The sequence below is a fragment of the Sporomusa sp. 246TCP1 genome (genome assembly GCF_057319775.1).
Window position 1 is genome coordinate 783796 of record NZ_CM170492.1, and the last position, 26989, is coordinate 810784.

Annotated in this window: 33 protein-coding genes; all 33 read left to right on the forward strand. The window is 43.5% G+C overall.

What is annotated here, in order from left to right; translation table 11 throughout:
* Nucleotides 1–18 precede the first annotated feature (18 nt).
* The 33 genes from AC1ECB_RS03705 (at nt 19) to AC1ECB_RS03865 (ending at nt 26983) form a co-directional block, all read left to right on the forward strand.
* Entirely contained in the window at nt 19–411 is a 393-nt protein-coding gene (locus tag AC1ECB_RS03705; RefSeq protein ID WP_485669274.1) for a cobalamin B12-binding domain-containing protein, read from the forward strand.
* 35 nt (nt 412–446) lie between these two features.
* A complete protein-coding gene (gene meaB / locus AC1ECB_RS03710) occupies nt 447–1385 on the forward strand; it encodes a methylmalonyl Co-A mutase-associated GTPase MeaB (RefSeq protein WP_485667514.1) in 939 nt (312 codons plus the stop codon).
* Nucleotides 1386–1491: 106 nt separating this feature from the next.
* Entirely contained in the window at nt 1492–1935 is a 444-nt protein-coding gene (mce, locus tag AC1ECB_RS03715) for a methylmalonyl-CoA epimerase (RefSeq protein ID WP_485667515.1), read from the forward strand.
* Nucleotides 1936–1962: 27 nt separating this feature from the next.
* Entirely contained in the window at nt 1963–3492 is a 1530-nt protein-coding gene (gene mmdA, locus AC1ECB_RS03720) for a methylmalonyl-CoA decarboxylase subunit alpha (protein ID WP_485667516.1), read from the forward strand.
* Between the two features lie 44 nt (nt 3493–3536).
* Nucleotides 3537–3812, forward strand: a complete 276-nt coding sequence (locus AC1ECB_RS03725) for a hypothetical protein (RefSeq protein ID WP_485667517.1) — start codon at nt 3537–3539, stop codon at nt 3810–3812.
* A 41-nt stretch (nt 3813–3853) separates the two neighbouring features.
* Nucleotides 3854–4243 carry a biotin/lipoyl-containing protein gene (locus AC1ECB_RS03730; protein ID WP_485667518.1) on the forward strand — a complete coding sequence of 130 codons (390 nt, stop codon included), beginning with the start codon at nt 3854–3856 and terminating at the stop codon, nt 4241–4243.
* A gap of 116 nt (nt 4244–4359) precedes the next feature.
* Nucleotides 4360–5517: a sodium ion-translocating decarboxylase subunit beta gene (locus tag AC1ECB_RS03735; protein WP_485667519.1), complete on the forward strand. Its 1158-nt coding sequence runs from the start codon at nt 4360–4362 to the stop codon at nt 5515–5517.
* 13 nt (nt 5518–5530) lie between these two features.
* On the forward strand, nt 5531–5686 hold the full coding sequence (locus tag AC1ECB_RS03740; RefSeq protein WP_485667520.1) for a hypothetical protein: 156 nt from the start codon (nt 5531–5533) through the stop codon (nt 5684–5686).
* A gap of 33 nt (nt 5687–5719) precedes the next feature.
* A complete protein-coding gene (locus tag AC1ECB_RS03745) occupies nt 5720–6265 on the forward strand; it encodes a hypothetical protein (protein WP_485667521.1) in 546 nt (181 codons plus the stop codon).
* Nucleotides 6266–6660: 395 nt separating this feature from the next.
* Nucleotides 6661–7080 carry a SoxR reducing system RseC family protein gene (locus tag AC1ECB_RS03750; RefSeq protein WP_485667522.1) on the forward strand — a complete coding sequence of 140 codons (420 nt, stop codon included), beginning with the start codon at nt 6661–6663 and terminating at the stop codon, nt 7078–7080.
* A gap of 50 nt (nt 7081–7130) precedes the next feature.
* Entirely contained in the window at nt 7131–8456 is a 1326-nt protein-coding gene (gene rsxC / locus AC1ECB_RS03755) for an electron transport complex subunit RsxC (RefSeq protein ID WP_485667523.1), read from the forward strand.
* 12 nt (nt 8457–8468) lie between these two features.
* On the forward strand, nt 8469–9443 hold the full coding sequence (locus AC1ECB_RS03760) for an RnfABCDGE type electron transport complex subunit D (RefSeq protein WP_485667524.1): 975 nt from the start codon (nt 8469–8471) through the stop codon (nt 9441–9443).
* A gap of 6 nt (nt 9444–9449) precedes the next feature.
* Nucleotides 9450–10019: an RnfABCDGE type electron transport complex subunit G gene (locus tag AC1ECB_RS03765; protein WP_485667525.1), complete on the forward strand. Its 570-nt coding sequence runs from the start codon at nt 9450–9452 to the stop codon at nt 10017–10019.
* 11 nt (nt 10020–10030) lie between these two features.
* On the forward strand, nt 10031–10699 hold the full coding sequence (rsxE, locus tag AC1ECB_RS03770; RefSeq protein WP_485667526.1) for an electron transport complex subunit RsxE: 669 nt from the start codon (nt 10031–10033) through the stop codon (nt 10697–10699).
* Nucleotides 10699–11277, forward strand: a complete 579-nt coding sequence (locus tag AC1ECB_RS03775) for an electron transport complex protein RnfA (RefSeq protein ID WP_485667527.1) — start codon at nt 10699–10701, stop codon at nt 11275–11277. Before rsxE ends, AC1ECB_RS03775 begins: the two co-directional genes overlap by 1 nt.
* 27 nt (nt 11278–11304) lie before the next feature.
* Nucleotides 11305–12159, forward strand: coding sequence for an RnfABCDGE type electron transport complex subunit B (rnfB, locus tag AC1ECB_RS03780; RefSeq protein WP_485667528.1), 855 nt, complete (start codon nt 11305–11307; stop codon nt 12157–12159).
* Nucleotides 12160–12300: 141 nt separating this feature from the next.
* Nucleotides 12301–12684 (forward strand): NusG domain II-containing protein, encoded by a 384-nt coding sequence (locus tag AC1ECB_RS03785; RefSeq protein WP_485667529.1) that lies wholly within the window; start codon nt 12301–12303, stop codon nt 12682–12684.
* A 2-nt stretch (nt 12685–12686) separates the two neighbouring features.
* The gene (locus AC1ECB_RS03790; RefSeq protein WP_485667530.1) at nt 12687–13205 is read left to right on the forward strand and encodes a Gx transporter family protein; all 519 of its coding nucleotides are present in this window, start codon (nt 12687–12689) and stop codon (nt 13203–13205) included.
* Between the two features lie 159 nt (nt 13206–13364).
* On the forward strand, nt 13365–13655 hold the full coding sequence (locus AC1ECB_RS03795; RefSeq protein WP_255451285.1) for a DUF4321 domain-containing protein: 291 nt from the start codon (nt 13365–13367) through the stop codon (nt 13653–13655).
* A 12-nt stretch (nt 13656–13667) separates the two neighbouring features.
* Nucleotides 13668–14237: a Maf family protein gene (locus AC1ECB_RS03800; protein ID WP_485667531.1), complete on the forward strand. Its 570-nt coding sequence runs from the start codon at nt 13668–13670 to the stop codon at nt 14235–14237.
* Complete coding sequence (gene radC, locus AC1ECB_RS03805) at nt 14234–14923, forward strand: RadC family protein (RefSeq protein WP_485667532.1); 690 nt, start codon at nt 14234–14236, stop codon at nt 14921–14923. The genes AC1ECB_RS03800 and radC overlap by 4 nt, the downstream gene beginning before the upstream one ends.
* A gap of 31 nt (nt 14924–14954) precedes the next feature.
* Nucleotides 14955–15989: a rod shape-determining protein gene (locus AC1ECB_RS03810; protein ID WP_021167234.1), complete on the forward strand. Its 1035-nt coding sequence runs from the start codon at nt 14955–14957 to the stop codon at nt 15987–15989.
* Between the two features lie 48 nt (nt 15990–16037).
* Nucleotides 16038–16943, forward strand: a complete 906-nt coding sequence (gene mreC / locus AC1ECB_RS03815; protein ID WP_485667533.1) for a rod shape-determining protein MreC — start codon at nt 16038–16040, stop codon at nt 16941–16943.
* Nucleotides 16940–17434: a rod shape-determining protein MreD gene (gene mreD, locus AC1ECB_RS03820; RefSeq protein WP_485667534.1), complete on the forward strand. Its 495-nt coding sequence runs from the start codon at nt 16940–16942 to the stop codon at nt 17432–17434. The genes mreC and mreD overlap by 4 nt, the downstream gene beginning before the upstream one ends.
* Nucleotides 17435–17503: 69 nt before the next feature.
* The gene (mrdA, locus tag AC1ECB_RS03825) at nt 17504–19336 is read left to right on the forward strand and encodes a penicillin-binding protein 2 (RefSeq protein WP_485667535.1); all 1833 of its coding nucleotides are present in this window, start codon (nt 17504–17506) and stop codon (nt 19334–19336) included.
* A gap of 168 nt (nt 19337–19504) precedes the next feature.
* A complete protein-coding gene (gene minC / locus AC1ECB_RS03830) occupies nt 19505–20155 on the forward strand; it encodes a septum site-determining protein MinC (protein ID WP_485667536.1) in 651 nt (216 codons plus the stop codon).
* A gap of 24 nt (nt 20156–20179) precedes the next feature.
* Nucleotides 20180–20971, forward strand: a complete 792-nt coding sequence (minD, locus tag AC1ECB_RS03835) for a septum site-determining protein MinD (RefSeq protein WP_021167239.1) — start codon at nt 20180–20182, stop codon at nt 20969–20971.
* A gap of 26 nt (nt 20972–20997) precedes the next feature.
* Nucleotides 20998–21273, forward strand: coding sequence for a cell division topological specificity factor MinE (minE, locus tag AC1ECB_RS03840; RefSeq protein WP_021167240.1), 276 nt, complete (start codon nt 20998–21000; stop codon nt 21271–21273).
* Nucleotides 21274–21405: 132 nt separating this feature from the next.
* Nucleotides 21406–22512 (forward strand): rod shape-determining protein RodA, encoded by a 1107-nt coding sequence (rodA, locus tag AC1ECB_RS03845; RefSeq protein ID WP_485667537.1) that lies wholly within the window; start codon nt 21406–21408, stop codon nt 22510–22512.
* Nucleotides 22513–22674: 162 nt separating this feature from the next.
* Complete coding sequence (locus AC1ECB_RS03850) at nt 22675–23424, forward strand: M23 family metallopeptidase (protein WP_485667538.1); 750 nt, start codon at nt 22675–22677, stop codon at nt 23422–23424.
* A gap of 15 nt (nt 23425–23439) precedes the next feature.
* Entirely contained in the window at nt 23440–24318 is an 879-nt protein-coding gene (locus AC1ECB_RS03855; protein ID WP_485667539.1) for a M50 family metallopeptidase, read from the forward strand.
* Between the two features lie 95 nt (nt 24319–24413).
* Nucleotides 24414–26276, forward strand: a complete 1863-nt coding sequence (locus tag AC1ECB_RS03860) for a TIGR03960 family B12-binding radical SAM protein (RefSeq protein ID WP_485667540.1) — start codon at nt 24414–24416, stop codon at nt 26274–26276.
* Complete coding sequence (locus AC1ECB_RS03865) at nt 26276–26983, forward strand: TIGR03936 family radical SAM-associated protein (protein WP_485667541.1); 708 nt, start codon at nt 26276–26278, stop codon at nt 26981–26983. Before AC1ECB_RS03860 ends, AC1ECB_RS03865 begins: the two co-directional genes overlap by 1 nt.
* Nucleotides 26984–26989 lie beyond the last annotated feature (6 nt).

A 26989-nucleotide genomic window follows, 5' to 3' on the forward strand; every position in this document is an offset into this window, starting at 1 on the left:
AAAGTGGAGGGAACAATGATGGAAAAACGTATTAGAGTATTGGTTGCAAAGCCTGGCCTGGACGGTCATGATCGTGGCGCCAAAGTCGTAGCACGCGCTCTCCGCGATGCTGGCTTTGAGGTAATTTATACTGGACTTAGGCAGACACCGGAGCAAATTGCAGAAGCAGCATTGCAAGAAGATGTAAATGTAATAGCCTTAAGCCTATTATCTGGTGCACATAACCACCTTTTCCCACGCATTGTTGAAATATGCAGGCAAAAGGATATGAGTGATGTACTTATTGTTGGTGGTGGCGTTATTCCTGATGCTGATATACCCGGTCTTAAAGCAGCCGGGATAGCTGAAGTATTTACGCCTGGCACTACGACTGGTACTATTATTGAGTTCATCAAGGCTAATGTAAAATAGTAGCAGTTAAGATGCTAGATGACAGGTGATAAAGGATGAATGTTGTTGAACAAGTGCTGGCCGGGTCTAAACGGGCCTTGGCCCGCGCTATCACTGCTGTAGAAAATGATTTCGATGAAGCGGCTGAAATTATGCAGCTGCTCTATCCTCATACCGGAAGAGCTTATGTTATTGGTATTACCGGCCCCCCAGGCGCTGGTAAAAGTACGCTTACTGATAAGCTGGCCAGGGAGTACAGATCTCAAGGCAAGACGGTGGGGATAATTGCCGTCGATCCAACTAGTCCTTTTTCCGGCGGTGCAATTTTAGGAGATCGCATTCGTATGAATGAACTTACCTTAGATGAAGGGGTGTTCATTCGGAGTATGGGAACAAGAGGTAGTCTGGGTGGTTTGTCCCGCAAGACTGCTGAGGCAGTCCAAATTATGGATGCATTTGGTAAAGATATTATATTTATTGAAACAGTAGGTGTTGGTCAGTCTGAAGTTGATATTATCAAGGCTGCGGATACTACGATTGTTGTACTGGTACCTGGTCTTGGCGATGATATCCAGGCCATTAAGGCGGGTATTTTGGAAATTGCAGATATATTTGCAATCAATAAAGCCGACCGGGATGGCGTTGAACGGCTAAATACCGAAATTGAAATGATGCTTGAATTGAATCAAACCAAAGTTGATTGGCGGCCGCCAGTCAAACGAACTGCCGCCAGTAGAGGAGAAGGACTGACTGAATTGTACAATGCTATAGAAGATCATAGCAGTTATTTGCACAGCTCTGGTCAACTATCTATTCAGCGCACAAAGCGAACCCGAAATGAACTGCTGGCATTACTTGATGAAAAAATTGGCCGGTATGTGCTTCAGAATGTTATAGTCTGTGGGGATTTTGATTCTGTGGTAGCTGCTGTTGAAAGACGGGAAAGAGATCCATACAGCGTTGTTGCTGATTTATTACGGCAAGTACTGCGTTAATGAAATTTAAAAAAACAATAGGAATTTATAGTACCTGATATTAAAATATGGTATTATATATAAAGATTAGATTAGTCAGTCAAAATTGTAGCAAGGAGGCAGGAATATGTGTCAAGATTGTAATTGCGGTGTTAATGCTCGCAAATTTCAAGTGCTTAAAGTTGACCATATCGGGATTGCGGTAAAAGATATGGAACAAGCTAAGAAGTTTTACACTGATGTGCTTGGCATGGCAGCGACGGGCGAAGAAGTTATTGAACAGCAAAAAGTAAAAGTTTGCTTTATTCCCTGTGGCGACAGCGAAGTTGAGCTGTTAGAATCAACTTCTCCTGATGGGCCGGTTGCCAAATTTATTGAAAAGAATGGCGAGGGTATCCAACATCTTGCACTTCGTGTGGACAACCTTGAGGCTGCGCTCACTGATCTTAAAGAACAAGGCGTTCGACTAATTGATGAAACACCGCGTTATGGTGCTGGTGGTGCCAGCATTGCTTTCGTTCACCCGAAGGCAACCGGTGGTATTTTGTTAGAACTGTCTGAACGCAAGTAGTTTCTAAGTAATGGAGGTGTTTTTTAAATGGCAACAATCCAGGAAAAAATTGATGATCTGAAAAAACGCCAGGAAAAGGTTAAATTAGGCGGCGGTCAAAAGCGTATTGATAAACAACATGCCGGTGGCAAGCTAACGGCCCGGGAACGTGTTGAAAAACTTTTGGACGCTGGTACCTTTGTTGAATTGGATCAGTTTGTCTGTCATCGTTGCACCAACTTTGGTATGGAAAATGTTGAATCTCCCGGCGAAGGCGTAGTAACAGGTTATGGCACGATTGATGGTCGCCTGGTATATGTATACGCCCAAGACTTTACTGTCATTGGTGGTTCATTAGGCGAAATGCATGCCAACAAAATTGTAAAAGTACAAAAACTGGCTCTTAAAATGGGAGCTCCTTTAATTGGTATCAACGATTCAGGTGGTGCACGGATTCAAGAAGCCATAGATGCTTTATCTGGATATGGAAAAATATTTTATCAAAATACTGCAGCTTCAGGTGTTATTCCCCAAATTTCCGTTATCATGGGACCTTGCGCCGGTGGTGCAGTATATTCGCCGGCGATTACCGACTTTATCTACATGGTGAAGAACACTAGTCAAATGTTTATTACCGGCCCACAGGTTATTAAGTCAGTTACTGCTGAAGAAGTAACTGCTGAACAGTTAGGCGGTGCTCTGACCCATAACGCGACCTCTGGTGTGGCTCATTTTGCAACTGAAAATGACGATGACTGTATGCAGCAAGTTCGTTATCTTTTAAGTTTCTTACCAAGTAATAATTTGGACGATGCGCCGGTTGTTGAAACTGGTGATGATGCTAACCGGATGGATGAGGGACTGAATACTCTTTTACCAGACAATCCTAATCAACCATACAATATGAAAGATGTCATTAAATCAATTGTGGATAATGGTGAATTCTACGAAGGGCATGCTCATTATGCCAATAATATCATTACTTGTTTTGCCCGCTTTGACGGACAACCTGTAGGTATTATTGCCAACCAGCCTAATGTTATGGCCGGTTGCCTTGATATTAATGCTTCTGATAAAGCTGCCCGCTTTATTCGGTTTTGTGATGCTTTTAACCTGTCGGTAGTTAACCTTGTTGATGTTCCGGGTTTCCTGCCTGGCACTGATCAGGAGTATGGCGGTATAATTCGTCATGGCGCTAAAATGTTGTATGCCTATTGTGAAGCAACTGTTCCCAAGGTTACAGTCATTACCCGCAAAGCATATGGGGGTGCCTATCTGGCTATGTGTTCCCAGGATCTAGGTGCTGATCAGGTATTGGCATGGCCAAGCGCTGAAATTGCCGTTATGGGACCAGCTGGCGCTGCCAACATCATCTTTCGCAATGATGCTGACGCAACAGCAAAAACAGCGAAATATGTGGAAGATTTCGCAACTCCATATAAAGCGGCTGAAAGAGGCTTCGTTGATCAAGTTATCGAGCCGAAGGAAACCCGGCCGCGGGTTATTACCGCACTCAACATGCTGGCTAGTAAGCGTGAACAACGGCCAGCCAAAAAGCATGGTAACATTCCGCTATAATTCTCGTTGAACTTTCATATCGGGAAAGAAAGGGGATAGTTAATGTGGGTTTTTTAAATTCCTTATTTGGAAAGCCTGAGCCGCCTAAGGCTAAGAAAAAAAAGAAAAGATCAGATGCAACAGTAACTACCGAAATGGCGGCTTCAGTTTCGATGGCGGTAGCGGCAGAGAATATTAGCCCGGAAGTGGTTGCTGTTATTACTGCCAGTATCTACGCAATGATGGGAACAGGTAACCTAGCCGTTAGAATTACTCGCACCAGCAACCAGTGGGGAAGTGTGGGACGGCAAAAGATTATGGACAGTCGTCAGTTTGCCTAAGTAAAATACGAACACCATCAATGAATGGAGGGTCCGCTAGGATGAAAAAATTTAATGTGACAGTTAATGGTAATACCTATGAGGTAGAGGTAGAAGAAGTAGGGGGCGCTATTGCCGCCCAACCTCGACCGGTGATTCCGGTTGCTGCGGCACCTGCCGCAGTTGCGGTTCCAAAAGCCGCTGCCGCTGCTCCTGCTCCTGTTCAAGTGTCTGCCGGTGATACCCCGATAAATGCCCCAATGCCGGGAAAAGTGACTAAGATAGTTGCTGCTGTTGGCCAAAAGGTGAAAAAAGGTGATGTTATCCTTATTCTTGAAGCGATGAAAATGCAAAACGAAATTGGTGCTCCTGCTGATGGTACGATTAAGTCTATCAATGTAAACGCCGGTCAAAGTGTTAAGCCGGGTGAAGTTATGGCTGTTATCGGTTAATGCCAGCCAAGCTGGAATTAGTGCGGCTAAGCTGACGTCGCATTAATTCCAGATAGTAACCGGTGAACCGAGCAAGATTATTATTCCCAATATAGGTTAGGAGGTATAAAACACACATGGACGTATTGATTCAGCAGTATCCTTGGCTCGATGAGCTGCTCATGGGCTTCCTCGGTCTTACCTGGAAGCATGTAATCATGTGGGCTATAGGTGCTTTGCTCATCTATCTTGCCGTAAAACATGACTATGAACCGTCACTTCTTCTCCCTATCGGCTTTGGTGCGGTTTTGGCTAACATTCCACATTCGTCAGCAGTTTCCGCTACTCCGGGAGAGGAAGGGTTTCTTGTTGTGCTTTACAATGCCGGCATTGCTAACGAATTGTTTCCGGTTCTTATTTTTATTGCTATTGGTGCCATGTGTGACTTTACACCGTTGATTCGCCGGCCATCAGTAATGTTGTTTGCTGCCGCTGCTCAGTTTGGTATTTTTGCTACAGCCATTGGTGCAACACTGGTAGGTTTTTCTTTTGAACATGCTGCCTCTATCGGTATTATTGGCGCTGCCGACGGTCCTACTACGATTTATGTAGCCAGCCGTTTCGCGCAAGAACTGTTAGGTCCATTGTCAGTTGCTGCTTATTCATACATGTCGTTGGTACCGGTAATTCAGCCACCTGTTATTAAAGCATTGACTACTGAAAGTGAACGTAAGATTAAGATGGGCTTTGAAGGGGAAGAACCTGTTTCTCAAACTACCAAATTTCTGTTCCCAATCATGATTACGGTTATCGCCGGCATTGTTGCTCCCATCTCTGTTGCTCTTATCGGCAGCTTGATGTTTGGTAACCTTCTGCGGGAAAGTGGTGTTGTTGAAAATCTTTCCAACGCTGCTCAAAATGAACTTGCTAATTTGATTACTCTGGTACTGGGTATCACCATCGGCGGTACGATGTCTGCTGAACGTTTTCTGACTTTCGATGTTTTTTTGATTATGGCACTTGGTGCAGTCGCCTTTGTATTTGATACTGCTGGCGGCGTACTGTTTGCCAAACTTTTAAATATGTTCAGTCCGGTTAAAATAAATCCGATGATTGGTGCCTGCGGTATTTCGGCCTTCCCGATGTCTGGCCGGGTAATTGCTAAGATGGCACTCAAAGAAGACCCTACAAACTTCATTATTCAGCATGCTATCGGGGTAAACGTAGCCGGACAGGTTGCTTCTGTTGTGGCTGGCGGCTTAGTACTTGCCCTGATTCCGGCGCTGGCGAAATAAGGGAGGAATAATAATGGAAAGTGCATTTTCTAAAGCTGTAACATTGATGACAGTTGCGCTGCCTACTATGTTTGCTGTCATCAGTGTCTTCATTGTGGCTACAAAAGCCTTGCATGCCGCATTTCCTGCGCCAGTAGAAGAGGAAGAAGAATATGAAGACGAAGAATAGCCTGCTATCACCATGACAGCGGATTCGATTAATTTGGACAAATTGGTAGCACGGTCTGAGGTCAGTAAAAAGAACGCTAAGATTATGACAGTTTCCGTAGCCATTTTGGCACTTCTTGTTATTTGGTCGCTCTACAAATGGTTTGTTCTTACCGTAGTTCAACCTTTAGAATTAATGGCAGAAGCATTAGTATTATTTGTTCTAATTGAACGCACGTCTGCCAAATACACCTATGAAATGGATAAAAAGGTGCTTAGGCTGACGAAATGCGGGCTGCTAGGCAAGAGCATCCATGAGGTTCCCTATAGCGATATTTTGGGTGTCTATCGCTATAAGCCTCAGTTGATGGGTGTTTTAAAATTTCGGCGGACATATCGTTTTCATTCAGCGCTTGATGGGCGGGAGGTATGGACACTGGCGTATACTGCTGTGGGTTTGCGGGGAATAATTGAAAACAGGCGTTTTTACTTTAAACCTGGAGCAAAACTTCTGATGGCGCTACAGGAGTTGCCAGGCAAGATCATAATGTCTGAGGAGCAAGTTATTAAATCGGTATTGAGTAAATCTAAGGATGAGTAACTACTTATAGAAAAATTATATATAAGTAAACAAAAATTAAATAAGTTAGGTCTTCCGTACATTACAAATTATTGTTCGGGAGACTTTTTTTCCAATTAGTAGGTAAATTATTTTAAAGGTAGGATAATCGCTCAGCGCGGCAAGTCGTGGTTTCTATAAATAACCATGTGATTTATGTAAAGATTCTTTGAAAAACTATAGTATTTTTGCGTGAAATCTGGTATTGTGTAAATACGATGCAATTTCGCAAAATATATTAAAAATACTGGGAATGATAGTGAAAAAAGTAATTATATCAATATGCAGGTAAATGTTTATGATAAAGCGAATATATAACCTGTTTTAGCAAAAAATATCTAATCTAAATTAATCCTCTAGAAAAGGAGGGAGGACCTTTGGGAAAGCAACAAGAAGGCATTGTATTGGAAGTATTTGATGGAATGGCCAAAGTAAAGGCCAGCCGCCATAGTGATTGTGAAAATTGTGGTAGTTGCCCTGGAAATGATGCCATTGTGGTTGAGGTGCTGAACCCGGTGGGAGCTAAAAGAGGGCAGCGGGTGATCATTGAGGGAAAAGAAGTCAATATGCTAAAAGCGGCATTTATTGTTTATATGTTACCGCTTATAGCTGCTGTTGCGGGAGCTTTTGCCGGTACTTACCTGGCAACTACCAAAATGGTGACTGACCCAATATGGTACCAGGTTGCTGGCGGGGTGGCTGCAGTTGTTATTTCCCTGATTTATATTAGATATTTTGATCGCCATGCCAGGACAGATGATACTATGCGACCAGTCATAACTCGCATTCTGTCATAGCTGTTTTAGGATAAAGCGATTAGATTGCACCAAATAAAAGGAGTGAAAATATGGCAAAAAGCTTTCGCGGGGGGGTTCATCCCGACGACCGCAAACGGTATACAGCTGCTAAATCTATAGAAGTGGCACCTATACCGCAAAAAGTCATCATTCCTACCAGGCAGCATATAGGAGCGCCTTGCGCCCCTGTAGTCAAGGTGGGTGATTTGGTCAAGAAAGGACAGGTAATAGCTGAAGCACAAGCCTTTGTTGCCAGTCCGATTCATGCTTCAACATCAGGTAAAGTAGTGGAAATTGCTGAATATCCTCATCCCGTATTTGGCACCTGTCAAGCAGTTGTCATTGAAGGTGATGGTAAGGATGAGTGGGTTCCAGGTCTGCCGCTAAACCGTGACTGGCAGTCAATGGAGGTAAAAGAACTTAAAGAAATAGTTCGCTTAGCTGGTCTGGTAGGGATGGGGGGAGCTACCTTCCCGACACATGTAAAAATGTCGCCTCCGCCGGAAAAACCCATTGACTCCTTCATTCTCAATGGAGCTGAGTGCGAACCATATCTGACAGCTGATCACCGGGTTATGCTAGAGCAAACCGAACGTATTGTTACTGGTATGAAAATTGCCATGAAAATTATCGGTGTAAGTAAAGGTTATGTTGGTATTGAAGAAAATAAACCAGATGCTATTGAAATTATGCGCAAAGCTTGCGCTGGTTCCAGTATCGAAATAGTGCCTCTTAAAACCAAATATCCACAAGGGGCCGAAAAAACATTAATTAAAGTAATCCTGGACAGAGAAGTGCCTTCAGGCGGCTTGCCTATGGATGTAGGTGCTGTTGTACAAAATGTAGGTACTTTAGTAGCCATAGCTGATGCCGTAGAAAAAGGTTTGCCGCTTATTGAACGTGTGGCTACTGTTACCGGTGGTGCTATTGCTGAACCCAAAAATGTACTGCTACGGGTAGGCGCAACCTTTTCTCAGGCTGTAGCTATGTGCGGCGGCTTTAAAGAGCAGCCGGTTAAAGTTATTATGGGTGGTCCGATGATGGGGATGGCGCAGCAAACTCTTGATGTACCTGTAATCAAAGGCACGTCTGGTATTTTGGCGTTAAGCGCTGCTGATGTTAACATTGGTCCAGAGCAGCCATGTATTCGCTGTGGCCGCTGTGTTGATGCCTGTCCAATGGGACTTGTACCAAGTATGCTGAGTATTCTTGGCGAGCGAAATGCATTTGCTGTTGCCAAGGAAGAGTACAACCTTCTTGATTGCGTCGAGTGTGGTTCATGCGTATATGTATGTCCGGCTAAGCGCAATATTGTTCACTATATTAAATTGTCTAAAGCGCAAAACGCGGCAGCTGCGGCTGCACAGAAGAAATAGGAGGTGGGCGGCATGAGCGCAGAAGTAAAACTTGACGTTGGTACCTTAACAGTTTCGGCATCACCGCACATCAGGTGCGACGAATCTATCGCTAAAATTATGTGGGCAGTTAATCTGGCATTAGCGCCTGCAGCTCTTTTTTCGGTATACCGTTTTGGTATGCCAGCATTAACTACTATGATTCTCTGTATTGTTGTTGCTATGGGAACAGAATATCTTATTCAAAAATGGCAGAACAAACCGATTACTGTTAATGACGGCAGCGCCTTTTTGACCGGCCTTTTACTGGCTATGAATATTCCGGCGACATTGCCCTGGTATATGCCTGTATTTGGTACTGTGGCAGCTATAGCCGTAGCCAAGCATACTATGGGTGGATTGGGTTACAACATTTTTAATCCGGCTCTTGTGGGACGAGCAATCCTACTAGCGTCTTGGCCGGTAGCGATGACAACCTGGCCACAAATGGCAAGTAAAATTGACGGAGTTACTTCAGCTACTCCTTTAGGCATTTTAAAACTCCAGGGTTATGAAAGTCTTATTGCGATTTTTGGTGATAAGGTAACAATGTATCAATCCCTCTTTATCGGTTCTCGCAGCGGCAGTATGGGTGAGACTTCGGCCTTGCTATTAATTTTAGGCGGTGTATTCTTAATTTATCGCGGATATATCAGGTGGCAGATTCCGGTATGTATGATTGGCACTGTCGGTCTGTTAACTGCAGCTTTCGGACATGATCCGATTATGCATATGATGTCAGGCGGACTTATTCTCGGCGCCTTCTTCATGGCTACTGATATGGTTACCATTCCGATTACCCTTAAGGGTCAAATTATATTTGCAGTTGGTGCCGGTGCGCTTACTGTGTTAATCCGTTTACTAGGCGGCTATCCAGAAGGCGTTTGCTATGCAATCTTGCTGATGAACTGTGTAACGCCGGCAATTGACTTGGTGGTTAAGCCTGCGAAATTTGGGGCTAGGAGGTAAATGACCATGGCACATGATGCACATGACGACAAAAATAATAGTGTGTTTAAAATAACTATGAACTTAGGCGTAGCATGTTTTCTTTCAGGGGTCATTCTAGCGACTGCGTTCGCTATCACCGAGCCAGTCGCTGCTGAACAACGTGTTAAGGCAAAAAATGATGCAATGAAGGAACTTGTTAAAGAGGCCGAATCCTTTAAGCCTATTGATGGCAAAGAAGGTTGGTATGCGGGGATAAAAGGAGGCAAGGTTATTGCTTATGTAGTACCTGCCAGTGGTAAGGGGTATGCCGGTAAAATCGATATGCTTGCTGCTGTAACAACTGATGGTAAAGCAATGGACTTTAAGGTTTTAAAGCATGCTGAGACTCCCGGCCTTGGTGATAAGATGGTGCAACCGAAATTTCGGGGACAGTTCGCTAATAAAGAGTCGAAAGATATGGAAGTTGTCAAAGTTCCCACTGATAAAAACATCCAGGCGCTGACAGGCGCAACGATTACCTCCCGGGCTGTTACTAAAGGCATGCGGGAAGCAGTAGAAGCTGTTGCCGCTTATTCAGCTAGTCAGAAGAAGTGAGGTGTGTGAATATGAATTATTGGGAAATATTTAAAAAAGGTATTTTTGAAATGAACCCCATATTCCGCCTTGCGTTAAGTCTTTGTCCGGCGCTGGCGGTTACATCAACAGTATTTAATTCACTAGGTATGGGGTTTGCAGTTATGGCAGTTATTACTGCTAACAATGCAGTTGTATCAATCATGAAAAACTTTGTTAATCCTAAAGTCCGTGTACCTGTGTTTATCACTATCATCGCTACTATTGTTACTTTGACAATCCTGGTTCTTGAAGCCTATGCCCCTGCTGTTTACAAAGAACTAGGTCTTTACTTGGAATTAGTGGTGGTATTTGCCATTATCCTGGCTCGGGCTGAAGTGTTTGCTATGAAAAATGGCGTATTAGCTTCTACTATTGATGGGTTGGGTATGGGTGCTGGTTTTGCACTGGCTATGTTGTTTATTGGCGTAGTTCGTGAATTGTTTGGTACCGGTGTACTATTTAGTGGTACTTCCATGGTAATGCAGGTGTTTCCTGAGACGTATAACGGCCCTATGATTATGATTCTTGCGCCTGGTGCGTTCCTGGTAATCGGGTTGATGATTGGCATGTTTAATGTTATTGGCGAATATCAGGATAAGCAAGCGGCCAAAGCCAAAGCGGTATCGCAGCTTACTATGCAAAGGAGTGGGGCTGTATAATGGAATATTTTACTCTGTTTATGGGTGCGGCAATTGTTAACAACTTCGTACTAACACGTTTCCTCGGCTTGTGTATCTTCTTTGGAGTTTCTAAGAGCTTAAGCGCTTCTATCGGTATGGGTATGGCAGTTGCCTCCATTCTTACTATATCGTCGTCGCTTGCTTGGATAGTGTATAACTTTATTCTTGTTCCTTATGACTTAGTGTTTTTAAAAATTGTAGTAATAGTGGTATTAATGGCTGTTTGCGTGCAGTTCTTAGAAATTGCTATTAAGAAATATGCACCTGCACTCTACGAGATGTGGGGTATTTACTTAGTGTTAATTGCTACTAACTGTGTTATTTTGGGTGTACCGCTGATTAACGCTACCGAAAACTATGGTTTTATTAAAAGTGTTGTCAATGCCTTTGGTTCAGGCGTAGGCTTTGCCCTTGCGCTTATTCTTATGGCTAGTTTGCGGGAAAAACTACAGTATGCGGATGTCCCCAAAACCTTGCAAGGTCTGGGAATTGCCTTTATACTGGCTGGGATGCTAGCCTTATCCTTCCTGGGTTTTTCAGGTATGATTCCGCTATAGGTGAATAGAAAGGGGCGTGAGAAATAAATGCATGGAGTTGTTCAACATTCGCTGATAATACTGGCGGTTCTGACAAGTCTGGGCGTTATATTCGGACTTGTTCTGGCTTATGCCAATAAAAAAATGGCTATTGAAGTTAATCCACTAATTCACGTTGTCGAAGACGTGTTGCCCAAAGGACAATGTGGTGCCTGTGGCTATGCTGGCTGCATGGCGTACGCTGAAGCCGTGGTAATTAACCCTGATGTACCGCCTAATTTGTGCATTCCAGGAAAAGATGCGGTGGCTAAACTTGTTGGTCAGTTGACAGGTAAAGCTGCAGCTGAGGTTGAGCCGCGTATTGCTCAGGTTCGCTGTGCAGGCAGTCATACTAAAGCTGTTAAAGCTAATGAATATCATGGGGTAGAGGATTGTGTAGCTGCCAACTTGTTATTTGGGGGGCACAAGAGCTGTAAATATGGCTGTTTAGGTTTAGGCACTTGTGTAAAAGCTTGTCCTTTTGGTGCTATGACTATGAGTGCAGATGGTTTGCCGATTATTGATCCGGATAAATGTACCGGTTGTGGTAAGTGTGAAACGGTCTGTCCGAAACATGTTATTGCAATGATGCCAATTGGGGCTGCTGTCCGTGTTAACTGCAACTCACATGACAAAGGCACAGTAGCTAAAAAAGCTTGTAGTGCTGCTTGCATCGGCTGCACATTATGCAAGAAGGAATGTCCGCATGGTGCCATTACGATGGATAATAATCTAGCCGTAGTTGATGCTAAAGTGTGTATGGAAAAATGCGATAATCCTGTTTGTTTGGCTAAATGTCCAACAAAGGCTATTCGGCACGCTATACTTGGTGTAGTGCCTGGCAGTGAAGATCCGGTAGCTTAATAACACTTTATTTGCCAATAAAAGAGGAGGGGGGGACCCCTTCTCTTTTATTATGGTTTTATCAATTTTTATGGCCTATGGTTTGCATTAACCTATATTATAATGTAAAATGGAATAGAATATGAGCAGGGTGGTAAGCTGATGTTGACAAAAGCGGACAAGTGGCTGATTGTTGTACTAGTACTACTCGCATTATCAGGTATTGGTTTAAATATCTATCATATATCAGGGGAAAGCAGTCAAGCCCGCAGTATAGTTATAACTGTTGATGGCCAAATGATTAAGACTTTTCCGTTGCGTCAAGGTTATACAGGAGAATTTAGAATTGACAGTTATAGCGGCTTTAACGTTATTGAATATAAAGATGGGCGCGTACGCATGAAGGAAGCCGATTGCCCTGACCAGATATGTGTGCAATCAGGTTGGATCAGTATTCCACCACAGCAGATTGTATGTTTGCCTAATCGGGTAGTCGTTAAAGTTGTAGCTGATAATTCTACTGATGTTGACGATATTGTGAGGTAGTTGTGAGTAAAACAAAGCGCTTGGTTCTATTAGCTTTATTAGTAGCAATGGCTGCGGCTCTCCATGTTCTGGAAAGTCAGTTACCAATTCCTGTGCCTGTACCTGGTGTAAAACTGGGATTAGCCAATATTATTTCACTACTGGCAATTCTTATGCTTGGATGGCAGGCTGCTGTGTATGTTGCCGTTGCGCGTGTTTTGCTAGGCTCTTTATTTGGTGGCTCCCTGTTGGGACCGGCATTTGTTATGAGTATGGGTGGAGCGCTTGCAAGCATTTTTATTATGGCTTATATCAGTAAAAATTACCAACAGGTATTTTCGCTTGCTGGTGTTAGCTTAGTAGGCGCAGCTGTTCATAATATAACCCAAGTGATTTTGGCAGCCTTGCTTGTCCATAGCGCAGGGCTACTATGGTATTTACCGTATTTGCTTTTATTTGCGGTACCCACTGGCTTATTTACCGGTTTGACGGCTAACTACTGTTTTGCTAAAGCACCAGCAAAGTATGGACTCAAGAATTAAAATTACTTGTAAAAAACGAGAATGTTTCTTATCTTAGTGTAGTGAGGCAAGACTTCCGTCTCTATAGGCGGTGTCGAATCAGGTGGGGTAGAATCCCCACCTGATTTTCCGATGGTTCAGCTTCACTGCAACACTTTTTATTTCTAAGGAGGGGGTAAGGTGAGAACTGGCACTAATAAGGGCAGTTCAGCCGGCAAAAGTATGGGAATGATGTTTTTATTTCTAATTACCGGGGCAATAGTTGGCGGCATTTTAGGCGAACTTGCTGCCAGCTCCAGTTTGCTCTCAGGAGTAGCCCCTTATCTTATTAAACCATTCCCGGTATTTGATTTGCCGCCAGTGGCGATTAATCTGTATGTAATAAAATTGGTCATTGGCTTTGCTTTGTACCCGAATTTGATGAGCGTCCTGGGAATTATAGCAGCCATCCTGCTTTTTCGGCGCTTTTAGGAGGGGGAGGGCATGCAAATAATCTTAGCGTCAGCATCACCAAGGCGTCAACAACTTTTAAAACTAATTGATCTTGATTTTGAAATTATGGTCAGTGAAGTAGAAGAAGATAATACCAAAGATATACTGCCTGAGGAACTGGCTATGGCCCATGCAATTGATAAAGCAATTGATGTTAGCAAGCGAGTTTCAGGCAATGCGGTTGTTATTGGTGCTGATACTATTGTGGTGGTTGATGGCAAAGTATTTGGCAAACCGAAAGATCGTAGCGAAGCTGGGCAAATGCTGACTGTTCTTGCCGGACGGGATCATATTGTAATTTCTGGAGTGGCAGTGGCTAAAGAGGGGAAGGTTGTTAGTGGTTTTAGTACTACTACTGTTACTTTCAGGCCGCTGTCGCAAAGTGAGATTGAACGATATGTTGCTACCGGCGAACCGATGGACAAGGCTGGGGCTTATGCCATTCAGGGCCGGGGCGCATTGTTAGTAGAGAGTATTACTGGCTGTTATAATAATGTAGTAGGTTTGCCACTTGTTAAGTTATCCGAACTACTCCGGCAAATAGGGGTAGATTTGCTATGACCAGGGACAAGCAGTTAATGATGAAGGAATTGCCTGAGACCGAAAGGCCACGCGAGAAAATGCTCGAAAAAGGTGTTAAGGCCTTAAGTAATGCAGAACTGCTGGCGATACTTCTTCGTACAGGCACGAAAAATTTGCCGGTTAATCGTCTGGCCGAACAACTTATAGCTAAGTATGAATTGTCGGGACTTGCAAGCATATCGCCTCCCGAATTAAGTAAAACCACTGGTATTGGCTTAGTTAAAGCCGTCACCGTGATTGCTGGCATTGAACTGGGGCGCAGGTTAAGCCTGAAGGAGCCGGGTGAACGTCCGATTATTAGAAGTCCGCGTGATGCTGCTGATTTAATGATGGCTGAGCTAAGGTATGAAAACAAAGAACATTTTGTGGCATTACTTTTATCGACTAAGAATCATGTTATTGCCCGGGCAATTATCTCTGTTGGCAGCTTAAATGCTTCTATTGTACATCCGCGAGAGTTGTTTCGGGAGGCTATTAGTTATAGTGCTGCCGCTGTTATTTTGGTTCATAATCATCCCAGTGGTGATCCTATGCCAAGTCAGGAAGATATTAGTCTGACCAAACAGTTGGTTGCGGCAGGAAATTTGCTTACTATTTCTGTACTTGACCATGTAATAATCGGTGATGGCAAGTATGTGAGCTTTAAAGAAAAGGGAATAATATAATAGGTTTTCTAAATGAAAGGGGTTAAAGTCTATGTTAAATTTATTTGGTTCACTATCACGTGACATGGGTATAGACCTCGGTACGGCCAATACATTAGTGCATGTGAAAGGCAGAGGAATTGTTCTCAGAGAACCGTCAGTAGTCGCTATCCAGCGTGATACCGGCGAGGTGCTGGCTGTTGGTGAGGAAGCCAAACAAATGATTGGTCGTACGCCGGGGAATATTGTGGCTATTAGGCCACTTAAAGATGGAGTTATTGCTGATTTTGACGTAACTCAGGCTATGCTTAAATATTTTATCAGAAAAGCTATGGATTCAAAGTCTTTTATTAGACCGCGAGTAATTGTCGGTGTCCCTTCCGGGGTTACCGAAGTGGAAAAAAGGGCAGTTATTGATGCAACTATTCAGGCCGGAGCCAGGGAAGCATATTTGATTGAAGAACCAATGGCTGCAGCCATTGGGGCTGGTTTACCTGTGCATGAACCAACTGGTAATATGGTTGTGGATATTGGCGGTGGCACGACTGAGGTGGCAGTTATATCGCTAGGCGGCATTGTTACCAGCCGTTCTATCCGTGTTGGTGGCGACGAGATGGATGAGGCCATTGTTCAGTATGTTAAACGTACTTATAATTTAATGATTGGTGAACGTACAGCGGAAGAAGTTAAAATTACAATTGGTTCTGCCATCTTAATAAAGGATGATCAGCAATTTGATGTGCGTGGCCGCGATTTGGTAACCGGTCTGCCGAAGACACTGACAATTAAAGCAAGTGAAGTGCGGTTGGCGCTTAGTGAGCCGATAGCCGGTATTATTGAAGCTGTAAAAGTAACTCTGGAAAAAACTCCTCCAGAACTGGCCTCTGATATCATGGATAAGGGGATTGTTATGACAGGGGGCGGTTCGCTGCTGAAAGGACTTGATCTACTGCTGAACAGAGAAACTGGCATGCCGGTACATATTGCCGAGGATGCTTTGTCGTGTGTTGCTGCAGGTACTGGTGGTGCTTTAGAAAGCATAGATTTGTTGAAACGGGTACTTATGACTACCAAAAAGCTTAACTAGGGTAAAATAGTTAATTGAATTAATCAATGTAAGGAAGGGGCCCAGAAAGTGCGATTCATTCACAAAAAGGCGGTTATCCTTATCGTGGCGGTACTAACCGTCTTTTTGCTAGCTAGTACAGTTGCGAAGGGAAAGTATCAATTTGTTTTTACGGAACAGGTTGTAGCTACGCTGTTATTTCCAGTTGAATATGTATTAGGCAAAATTGGTTACGGCATACGTCACACAGGTTCTTTTACCAGTGAAATTATGACTGTGTATCGCGATAACCAGACGCTAAAAACTGAAAATGAGGAACTTCGTCAAAACAATATTAATACAACTGAGATTGTGGCCGAGAATGCAAGACTGCGAGCGATGCTTGATTACAAAAAAGCGGCTCAGCAGTTTGATTTTGTAGCAGCACAGGTAATTGCCCGTGATCCGGGAACATGGACGAACATTATTATGATTAACAGAGGTGCAGCCGACGGGCTTACCAAAGATATGACGGTAGTGGCGACACAGGGTCTTGTTGGCAGTGTTGTCAGCGTTTATAATAATTCTGCCAAAGTACAGCTTATTTTAGATCCACGCAGTGCTGTCGGTTGTCTTGTGCAGCGGCCTGAGTCGCGGGTTGCAGGCATTGTTGAAGGCAGTACGGCGAATCCACAGGCCCCGCACATGGTTAATATTGCCCGTGATGCTGATATCATCAAGAGTGATAAAATTATTACTTCAGGTTTTGGTGGTATATTCCCTAAGGGACTGCTGGTAGGTGAGGTTGTCGATATTGTTAATGAAGAAGGCGGATTGTTAAAATATGCTGTCTTGAAGTCAGCTGTGGATTTTGATAGACTAGAAGAAGTGTTGGTTATTGTGCGCTCCCGTGAAACTTTGCCAGAGGTTCTCACGCCGGCCACACCGGGAAAAACTAATCAGCAGCCTGCCCAACCGAAAGAGGCTGGACGATGAAAATGATACTTGTCTGGACCAGCCTGCTGATTGTCACTATTGCTGTCCAAGCCGTATTATTACCACTTATATTTTCGCCAGGGGCTAAGCCTGACATTATTTTGATTATTGTGGTTGCCTGTGGTTTGTTGGCCGGACGGGAGCATGCCATTGGAGTCGGATTTATGGCTGGTTTACTTCAGGATTTTGCTTCAGGCAATATTTTTGGGTTAAACACCTTATCAAAGATGGCGATAGGCTATGTTGCCGGTTTGGCTGAACGAAAGGTATTTAAAGAAAGTGTAGTATTGCCGGTTTTGGCAATTATTTTAGCTACTTTTTTTAATGGCGTAATCATGCAGGCGCTGCTTTTTTTATTAGGGTATAAGGTTGAAGTGATGTCAATGCTGAAAGAGCAAATGTTGGTTTCATTAGGCTATAATATCTTATTTTGCATTCCGGTGCATAGGCTGATTTATCGGCTTACATTTGGTGATAAAAGTCAATTTTAAGGAGATGTTGTGTTACCACATGTCTGTAAATTTTATGCAAAATATATAGTGTAGAAAGGAGGTTGCCGTATGCTTGTTAAGCGATCAAATGGACGACTTGATATTTTGAGTCTGATCATTGTTTTTATTTTTATGACATTAGTAATTCGTCTTGCCTATTTGCAAATGGCACAGGGTCAATACTATGATCGTCTGGCCGACGGCAACCGCATCCGACTTATTCCCATCATGTCGCCACGTGGTGTTTTTTATGACCGGAACGGCGTGATGCTGGTGTCCAATCGTCCGGGTTTTACGGTATCTGTATTAGCAATAAGCGGCCCTGTTTCTGATGAAGTAATTGCTAAATTGGCTGGTATCCTCGGTATGAATGCAGAAGAGATAAAAGTTAAGTTAGCACAGCATACTGGTGCGTTTGAACCTATCAGAGTCAAAACTGATGTCGGTCCTGATATTGTTACTAAAATCGAAGAACGTCGCTCTGAACTACCAGGGGTGGTTATTGAAATTCAACCACTGCGAAACTATGTTAATAATGAGCTTGGAGCCCATATATTTGGTTATGTGAGTGAGATTAATGATGTCGAGTTGGAAAAGCGTAAAGCGAATGGTTATAAGTCGGGAGATATTGTTGGTAAATTTGGACTGGAAAAGTTATATGATAAGGAAATTCGCGGTATTGATGGCGGTAACCAGGTTGAGGTTGATGTAAATGGCCGTCCTGTACAGGTAATTGGTAAAAAAGATCCGGTGCCAGGTTATAATTTGGTATTGACAATTGACTATCGGATTCAAAAGGCTGCTGAAACTGCCATTGATGAACAACTTCTTTATCTTCAAACAAAAACTGAGTTTGTCAAGGCAAAAGCAGCAGCAGCTGTTGTCTTAAATCCCAAGACAGGTGAAATTCTGGCAATGGTAAGCCGCCCTGCTTTTAACCCTAATTTATTTAACGGCGGTATTTCATCTAAGGAGTGGAATCTGCTCAATGAAAATCCTTACCATCCTATGGATAATAAGGCTATTTCAGGTGAATATCCGCCGGGATCAACTTTTAAGATTATTACTGGTACGGCGGCCTTAGAACTTGGCAAGGTTACACCAGAGGAAAAAATTCTCGATGCAGGTACTCACTGGATTATCCCTAAAGGTAATGCTGGGGGGGAAGCGCTGGGGTGGATTAATTTCCGGGAAGCGTTATCTAAGTCTGACAACGTATATTTCTACGAGATGGGTAATCGCTTAGGTATTGATAATCTGGAAAAATATGCCCGCCTATTTGGGCTGGGAGAGGTTACTGGCATTAATCTGCCAGGGGAAGCGGAAGGCTTAGTAGCTAATCGTCGCTATAAAGAAAAAGTGTATGGCGAAGACTGGTATTTGTCGGAAACCTTTGATGCTGCTATTGGGCAGGGATTTCAATTAGCGACGCCACTCCAAATGGCTATGATTATGGGTCAAATTGCTAATGGCGGTCACCGTTATAAGCCGAATCTTGTCAGCAGGATAATAGGGTCTAACGGCGAAGTTATTAAAACATTTTCTCCGGAAGAAGTAGGTAACGTTACTATTTCGGAGTATAATCTAAATCTTATTCGTGAATCTCTACGTGAAGTAGCACAAGAAGGCGGGACTGCAGCAGGTACTTTTCAGGACTTTCCAATTTCCATTGCTGGTAAGACAGGTACTGCAGAGAATCCGCATGGTAAGGATCATGGCTGGTTTGTCGCTTATGGCCCCTACGAAGACCCGCGCGTGGCAGTAGCTGTTATTGTTGAACAGGGTGGGTATGGTTCCTCTTCGGCTGTTCCTATCGCTAAAAAGATTCTGGAAGCTGCTTTTAATATTAATCAGCCTCCTTCTGAATCAGCGAAGATATATAGCCCGCATACGGCGCTATAATAACGGGGTCAGGCTCAATAAATGAGCCTGACCCCGCTTTAATATGGATAAGAAGCCGGAGAGAACAATTTTAAATAGATAGTTGTGTATCCTGCAGGAAATTTTAGAAGTAAGGCGAATTCCTGTTGACATATAGATAATTATTTATGGTAAAATTTAGGAGTAGATATGCGGGAGGATGTTTTGTTTAAAGGAAGTAAAGGCGGCCTCGAATTAGTAATAAACCAAGCGGCTGATTTTACTGATATTCTGGAACAACTAAGGGATAAGTTAGAATCGGCTGCCAATTTTTTTATTGGCAGTACTGCCATCAGAGTAATATCTGGTGCAAATTCGTTAACAGGCGATGAACGTAGGCAACTGATTAACTTACTGGCCGATTATGGACTAGCCTTGCATGAACAGCCCGATTCAGAGGTGTTGCCGCCGGAATTTGTTCAGGATACTGACATTCATATTGGCGATAGTCCTGTTGAATATCGTCAGGAGGCTAAAGGTGGAAAAACATTAATTGTCTCAAGAATGCTGCGCAGCGGTCAAAAAATAGTATTCAATGGTTCTGTTATCATTGTGGGGGATGTGAATCCTGGAGCTGAGGTAATTGCCAGTGGTAATATTACCGTTCAGGGAACCTGCCGTGGTATAGCTCATGCCGGAGTTAACGGCGATCAAACAGCTACAATTACGGCTGATAAGTTGATTGCAGGCCAGTTACGAATTGCCGGCCTGATTGCCAGGGCACCTGATAATCAGGTTGAACCAGCATGTCGGGAGATAGCCCATATTGCTAATGGTGCCGTTGTCATTGAACCGGCATGATTGATAAATAGGAGGTACACATAGATGGGAGAAGTAATCGTTATTACGTCAGGCAAAGGAGGAGTTGGCAAAACAACGACAACCGCTAATCTTGGCACTGGTATTGCACTTCAAGGCAAAAAGGTTGTTTTGGTTGACGCCGATATCGGGTTAAGAAATCTTGATGTAGTTATGGGCCTTGAGAACCGGATCGTATATGACTTAGTGGATGTTACCGAAGGTAACTGCCGCCTAAAACAGGCATTGATTCGGGACAAACGTTATGAAACAATGTACTTGTTACCGGCGGCGCAGACCAGAGATAAGAATGCAGTTAGTCCGGAGCAGATGAAACTGTTATGTAAGGATTTGGCAGAGGAATTTGACTATGTAATTATTGATTGTCCGGCTGGAATTGAGCAAGGATTTAAAAATGCTATTGCCGGGGCTGATCGTGCTATTATCGTTACTACACCGGAGGTATCTGCGGTTCGCGATGCGGATCGTATTATTGGTTTGCTAGAATCAGAAGGAAAGCACAATCCTAGACTTATTGTCAATCGTATTCGACCGCTGATGGTTAAAAAGGGCGATATGATGGATATTGATGATATCATTGAAATTTTAGCTGTTGATTTGCTAGGGATTATTCCTGAGGATGAATATATTGTTATTTCTACTAATCGTGGTGAGCCGGCAGTTGTTAATTCTGCAGCCCTAGCCAGTTTGGCTTATCGAAATATTGTCAGGCGGCTGATGGGAGAGAATGTTCCGTTAATGACGTTTGAAACGAATGACAGTCTGTGGGGAAAATTCAAAAAAGTGCTAGGATTTTAAATTAGTAGTCTAGGAGGAGAAGCAAGGTGCTAGAACTTATTCAGAAACTGTTTGGCAAAGAACCAAAAGGATCGAAAAATATCGCCAAAGAACGACTCCGGTTTGTGCTGGTGCATGACCGCGTCAATGTATCGCCGCAATATATGGAAGCCATTAAAGATGATATGATTAAAGTCATCTCTAACTATATGGATATTAACGAAACAGAGATGGAGATAAATCTGACAAGAAGCAACACCCAGGTAGCTTTAGTGGCTAATATTCCGGTTAATCGTATGAAACGCAACCTCTCAGGTGAATGAGTAATTATTTATTTATGCAGAGTCAAGAATACTTGCTCTGCTTTTTCTTTATGCTAATGGAAAGATACTAGACGTGAGTGAAAAATACTATTATAATAAACAAGATATTGATTGAGAGAAGGTTAGTAAGGTATGCTTAACCAGCGCCTCTTGCGTAATTTAGATGTCATACTTATTGGTGTTACTGCGCTACTTGTTCTTATTAGTCTTGTTATTATTGGCAGCGCCACACATATCAATAATCCCAGTGAGGATCGATACTGGTTTGTACAGCGCCAGGGCTTATTTGCTGTAGCGAATATTCTTATTGTTTTTGTTATGCTCAATTTTGACTACAAATCGCTAGAAAGAGTTTCGGGATTTTTATATATTTTGAACTTAGTAATGCTGCTTGCGGTTATGTTTGTCGGCCACTCGGCACTGGGCGCTCAACGCTGGATACAGCTTGGCCCAATTAGTTTACAGCCTTCAGAGTTTTCTAAGATTATTATGATTATTTCTTTGGCGCAAATTTTAGATAAGCGTGCTGGCAAACTTAATTCTTTTAAAGAAATAATTCCGGTGTTTCTTTATGTGGGAATACCCTTTATTTTGGTATTAAAGCAACCCGATCTGGGTACTTCGTTAGTATTTTTAGCCATACTATTTGGCATGATTTTTGTAGCAGGCGTAAGCTTGCGGCACTTAGCGACGATAGTCGGTGTAGGGATAGCTTTTCTGCCGATTTTTTGGCATTTCTTAAAAGACTATCAAAAAAAACGCTTAACTGTGTTCATTGATCCTAACGTCGATCCCTTGGGTTCGGGTTACCATATTATTCAGTCTAAAATTGCCATTGGTTCAGGAATGCTTTTTGGTAAAGGTCTGTTCAACGGCACACAAAGCCAATTGAATTTCCTGCCGGAGAACCATACTGATTTTATTTTTGCCGTTATTGGAGAAGAGTTAGGGTTTATTGGAGCTAGTCTAATTCTGTTGCTCTATCTTATTTTGCTTTACCGTGGTGTTAAAATTTCAAGTGAAGCTCGGGACAACTTTGGCACACTTCTGGCAACAGGCATTACCTCAATGATAGCATTTCACCTACTGGTTAATGTTGGCATGACAGCAGGAATTATGCCGGTGACAGGCATTCCGCTGCCACTTATGAGTTATGGCGTAAGTGCATTAACTACGAATCTCATCAGTATTGGGATATTATTAAACATTTATATGCGACGACAAAAGATACTATTTTGATTTATTTTAAACGGAGATAAAGGGCTTTTTAATTTAAAAGCAACTATCTCCGTTTTCTTTTTCTTCAGCGCCTAAAGGTGCCACTTCACTGGTTATAATTTTATAGTTTTGTCATATATATTCCGTAAGAATACTCCGGACTGGTATTATGGAGGGCTTACGATGACGAAGTTATGGAATCGTTTGAAAAATGGCGGGCAGTTTAGTAACCGCACTAATGAGAATAATTGGCAATCATACTATGAAGAGGAAACAGATTATACCTGGCTCAAAAGGACGGTGGCGGCTTTGGCACTTTTTGCGCTGGTGTATAGTGCTCATGTGTCAAATACCAGAATTGGGCAGGAAGTCTCTGGAGCCGTTCGTCAAATACTGGCTACGCAGACTGATTTTGCTTACTATACCGAAAGAGTGGTCGAGTATGTTACGGTTCATTGGCCTAATGCGGTCAAGATGCCAGGTATTCCTGTTTTAAAGCAGGTTCAGACGACAATTTCGCGCTCTGCTGATCCTTTACGCTACATGACTAAGCCAGTTCAAGGGCAGATAATAACACAATATGGCTGGCAGACCAATCCGGCGCCAAAACCGGCGATTTGGCATGAAGGAATTGTTATTGCAGCTCCCATAGGAACAAGTGTACAGGCGGCGGCCGACGGACGAATAAAAGTTGTTACCGATAGTGCTCAGTTAGGTAAAATGCTGATTATTGACCACGGACAAAATGTGGAAACAATATATGGACATGTAAGCGATATTCTGGTTAAAGAAGGCGATTTAGTGAGTCAGGGTCAGGTAATGGCTCATATTGGCAAAGCTGGCTCGACTGCCGGGTCTGAATTCTATTTTGAACTACGGGAAAACGGCAAAGCCGTGGATCCGTTATCTAGAATTAAAGGTGAATCTACCTAATATGGGATGTGAATTATGAGAGCCGGAAAGATAGCAGGCGTTGAGCTAGTAATGAATAATTGGTTTATTGGACTCATTGCCCTATTTGCGGCCGCTGGCCTTGTGAGCAAAGTGCTGGTAGTGTTTAGTGCTGTTGTATGCCATGAACTGGCACACCTGCTCATGGCTATAGGCTTAGGCTATAAGGTTAAACAGGTAGAGCTATTGCCGTTTGGGGCTGTGGCGCGGGTAGATGGTCTTGCCGATGCAGGGGCGACAAGTGAACTAATGATAGCCGCCGTCGGGCCACTGGCAAGTTTGGGTCTGGCGGCTGTCTGTTATATCGGAATAAATGAGGCAGGCAACTGGCAGGATGTATGTCAGTTTTATGGTGAAGTAAATCTCATGTTGGCACTTTTTAATTTACTACCGGCATTGCCATTGGACGGTGGGAGAATTTTACGGGCTATTTTAAGTTACCGGCGTAATTATCGTGATGCCACAGCTATTGTTGTTACTATTAGTCATGGTATTATTTGTATGCTGGTAATTTGTACAGGTGTAGGGTACTGGCTCTATAATACGATAAATTTAACGCTGTTGGTCGCAGCCGTTTTTTTGCTTCTTACTGTCCGAACTGAAAAAGATTTAGCCGGGTTTCGAGCTATGCGTATCTTAGCCAATAAAAAGGCAGGGCTGATTTCCAGCCAGATTATGCCTACCAGTCACCTTACCGCGATGGAGAGTGCAGTGATTGGTGATATTATTCGCCTGTTTGGTCCGGAAAAATATTATATTATCCATATTGTTGATCAAAATTTCAAATTATGTGGGGCTTTGACTGAGACCCAGGTATGGGAGGGGTTAATTAAAAAGGGGATAAAGTCTAGAATCAGTGAACTCTTTTCAGCATAGCTGAAAAAATCAGTACTACCTGGAAAAAATAAGTCTTGATATTTCCACCCAAAAAATACATAATAAATTTTATAGCTATAAATATGGAGGTATATATGCAGCCTATAGATCCTGTCAGCCCTGCTATTTTAAGCAAAGTGATAAAGCCGGCACGCTACACTGGATATGAGTGGAACAGTGTGACCAAAGACCCTAAAGCCGATTTAGTCAGTTTTGTGCTGGCTATGCCTGATGTTTACGAAGTTGGCATGTCCAACCTGGGGCTTAAAATATTGTATCAGATATTAAATAACCGTCAAGATACCTTCGCTGAGCGTGTTTATGCTCCCTGGGTAGACATGGAAGCCGAGATGAGAGCCGCTAATATTAAATTATATACCCTGGAAACCAAACGGCCTGTTGCTGAATGTGATATTATCGGTTTTTCTTTGCAGTATGAGTTGAGCTACAGTAATGTGCTCAATATGCTTGATTTAGCCGGTATTCCGGTAGTGGCAGCGAAGCGTGATGAGAATCAACCGCTAGTGGTATGCGGTGGGCCTTGCGCCTTTAATGCGGAACCTATGGCGGATTTTGTTGACTTCTTTATCCTCGGTGAGGGCGAAGAGGCAGTTGGTGAGATAGCTGCTGCTATTGCTGCGTGGAAACAGGCAGGCAAACCAGGCGGCAAAAACGCCCTATTACAGCAGCTTGCGATAATTGACGGCATATATGTTCCGGGTTTTTATGAAGAAGAGTACAATGCAGCCGGACAGGTCAACGCCTTGCGGCCACTGGTGCCGGCAGCTAAACCTGTTATTGTCAAACGGTTAGTAAAAGATCTGGATCAAGTGACATTTGCTACTAAGCCCATTGTGCCATTTATTGAAATTGTGCATGATCGTATTATGCTGGAACTATTTCGTGGCTGTACGCGGGGGTGCCGGTTCTGTCAGGCCGGGGTGCTTTATCGCCCTGTACGGGAACGCAAAATGGAGACACTGATTAACCATGTCCAGGAACTTGTGGAAAATACGGGTTATAACGAAGTTTCGCTGGTGTCATTGAGTTCAGCGGACTACTCTTGTCTAAGCCCGTTAATCACGGAGTTAGTCACCCGCTTTAAGCAGCAGGGGGTAAGTGTGTCGCTGCCTTCACTAAGGGTTGACAGCTTTTCCATTGAATTGGCAAAACAAGTGCAGCAAGTGAGAAAGAGTGGTTTGACTTTTGCACCTGAGGCCGGAACGCAGCGCCTGCGGGATGTAATTAATAAAGGCGTTACTGAGGAAAATCTTATTGAAGCAGTAAGTGCTGCTTTTTTAGCCGGCTGGTCAACCATTAAACTCTACTTTATGATCGGATTGCCAACCGAGACTGACGAAGATGTAGCCGGAATTGCCAGGCTTGCTCAGAAAGTTGCGGATTTATATAAGCAGATAAAAGGCAGAAAAGGTGCCAAAGTGACTGTAAGTGTGTCATCATTTGTTCCCAAGCCGCATACTGCTTTCCAATGGTTTGGACAAAACTCGGTCGAGGAAATTGAACGCAAGCAAAGGTTGTTACGGTCGCTAATTAAAGACCGTAGCATCTCGCTTAGTTGGCATGATGCGCGGACAAGCTATCTTGAAGGCGTATTTGCCCGTGGTGACAGACGTCTTGGAAAGGTGTTACTCCAGGCGTGGCAGCAGGGGGCAAGATTTGACGGCTGGTCTGAACATTTCAAGTTTAAGGTTTGGATGGAGGCTTTTGAAGCCGTGGGGATTGACCCTGAATTTTATGCCAGACGTGGCCGGGAACTTGCTGAACTTTTACCCTGGGAGCATTTATCCTCAGGGGTGGACAAGTCTTTCCTGGCTAAGGAGTGGCAAGCTGCACAGCAAGAGTCTCTCACCGCTGACTGCCGTCATAAACACTGCGGTGCCTGTGGCGTTTGCCAGGCTCTTGATGCTAACGTTGTTGATTGGGGGCAGGAGGAATAATGGCAAAATTACGGCTTAAGATAACCAAGGGAAATCCAATTCGCTTTGTTTCTCATTTGGATTTTGCCGGCACAATTGAGCGGGCTGTGCGTCGTGCCAAACTGCCGGCAGCCTATTCTGAAGGCTTTAACCCTCATATGAAGTTAGCCTTTGCTTCGGCTTTGGCAGTAGGAGTAACAAGTGAGGCTGAATATCTTGATCTTGAACTGACCGAAGCAATAGATATTGCTTTGCTGGATGCCAGGCTTACACCACAGTTACCTGCTGGGATTGAACTTAGAGCGGCAAAATATGTGGAGCAACATAGCAAAGCCTTGATGGCGGTTGTTAACCTGGCCACTTATGATATTATCGGTTCACTAGCTCCGGGTGCGGTTTGGGATGCCGTGGAGACCAGCATAGATAATTTTAATCGTGAAGTTGAAGTGATTTATATCAAACAAACCCCTAAAGGTCGTCGGGAAATCGATATTAAAGAATATCTGACCGAGCCGGTAGTTGTTAAACCACTTCCTGCTAATCACCAAAAACTGATCCTAAACCTTGCGATAAAAATTACGCCCGGTGGCAGTGTTAAGCCAGTTGAGGTGCTTACTGTGCTAACAGATACCTATGGTTTGCCTGTTGATAAAGACGCGGCGTTAATTAATCGTATTGGGCTGTTTGTGACTAACGGTAAAGTATGGAGATCACCGATTGAATTGTAGACAATG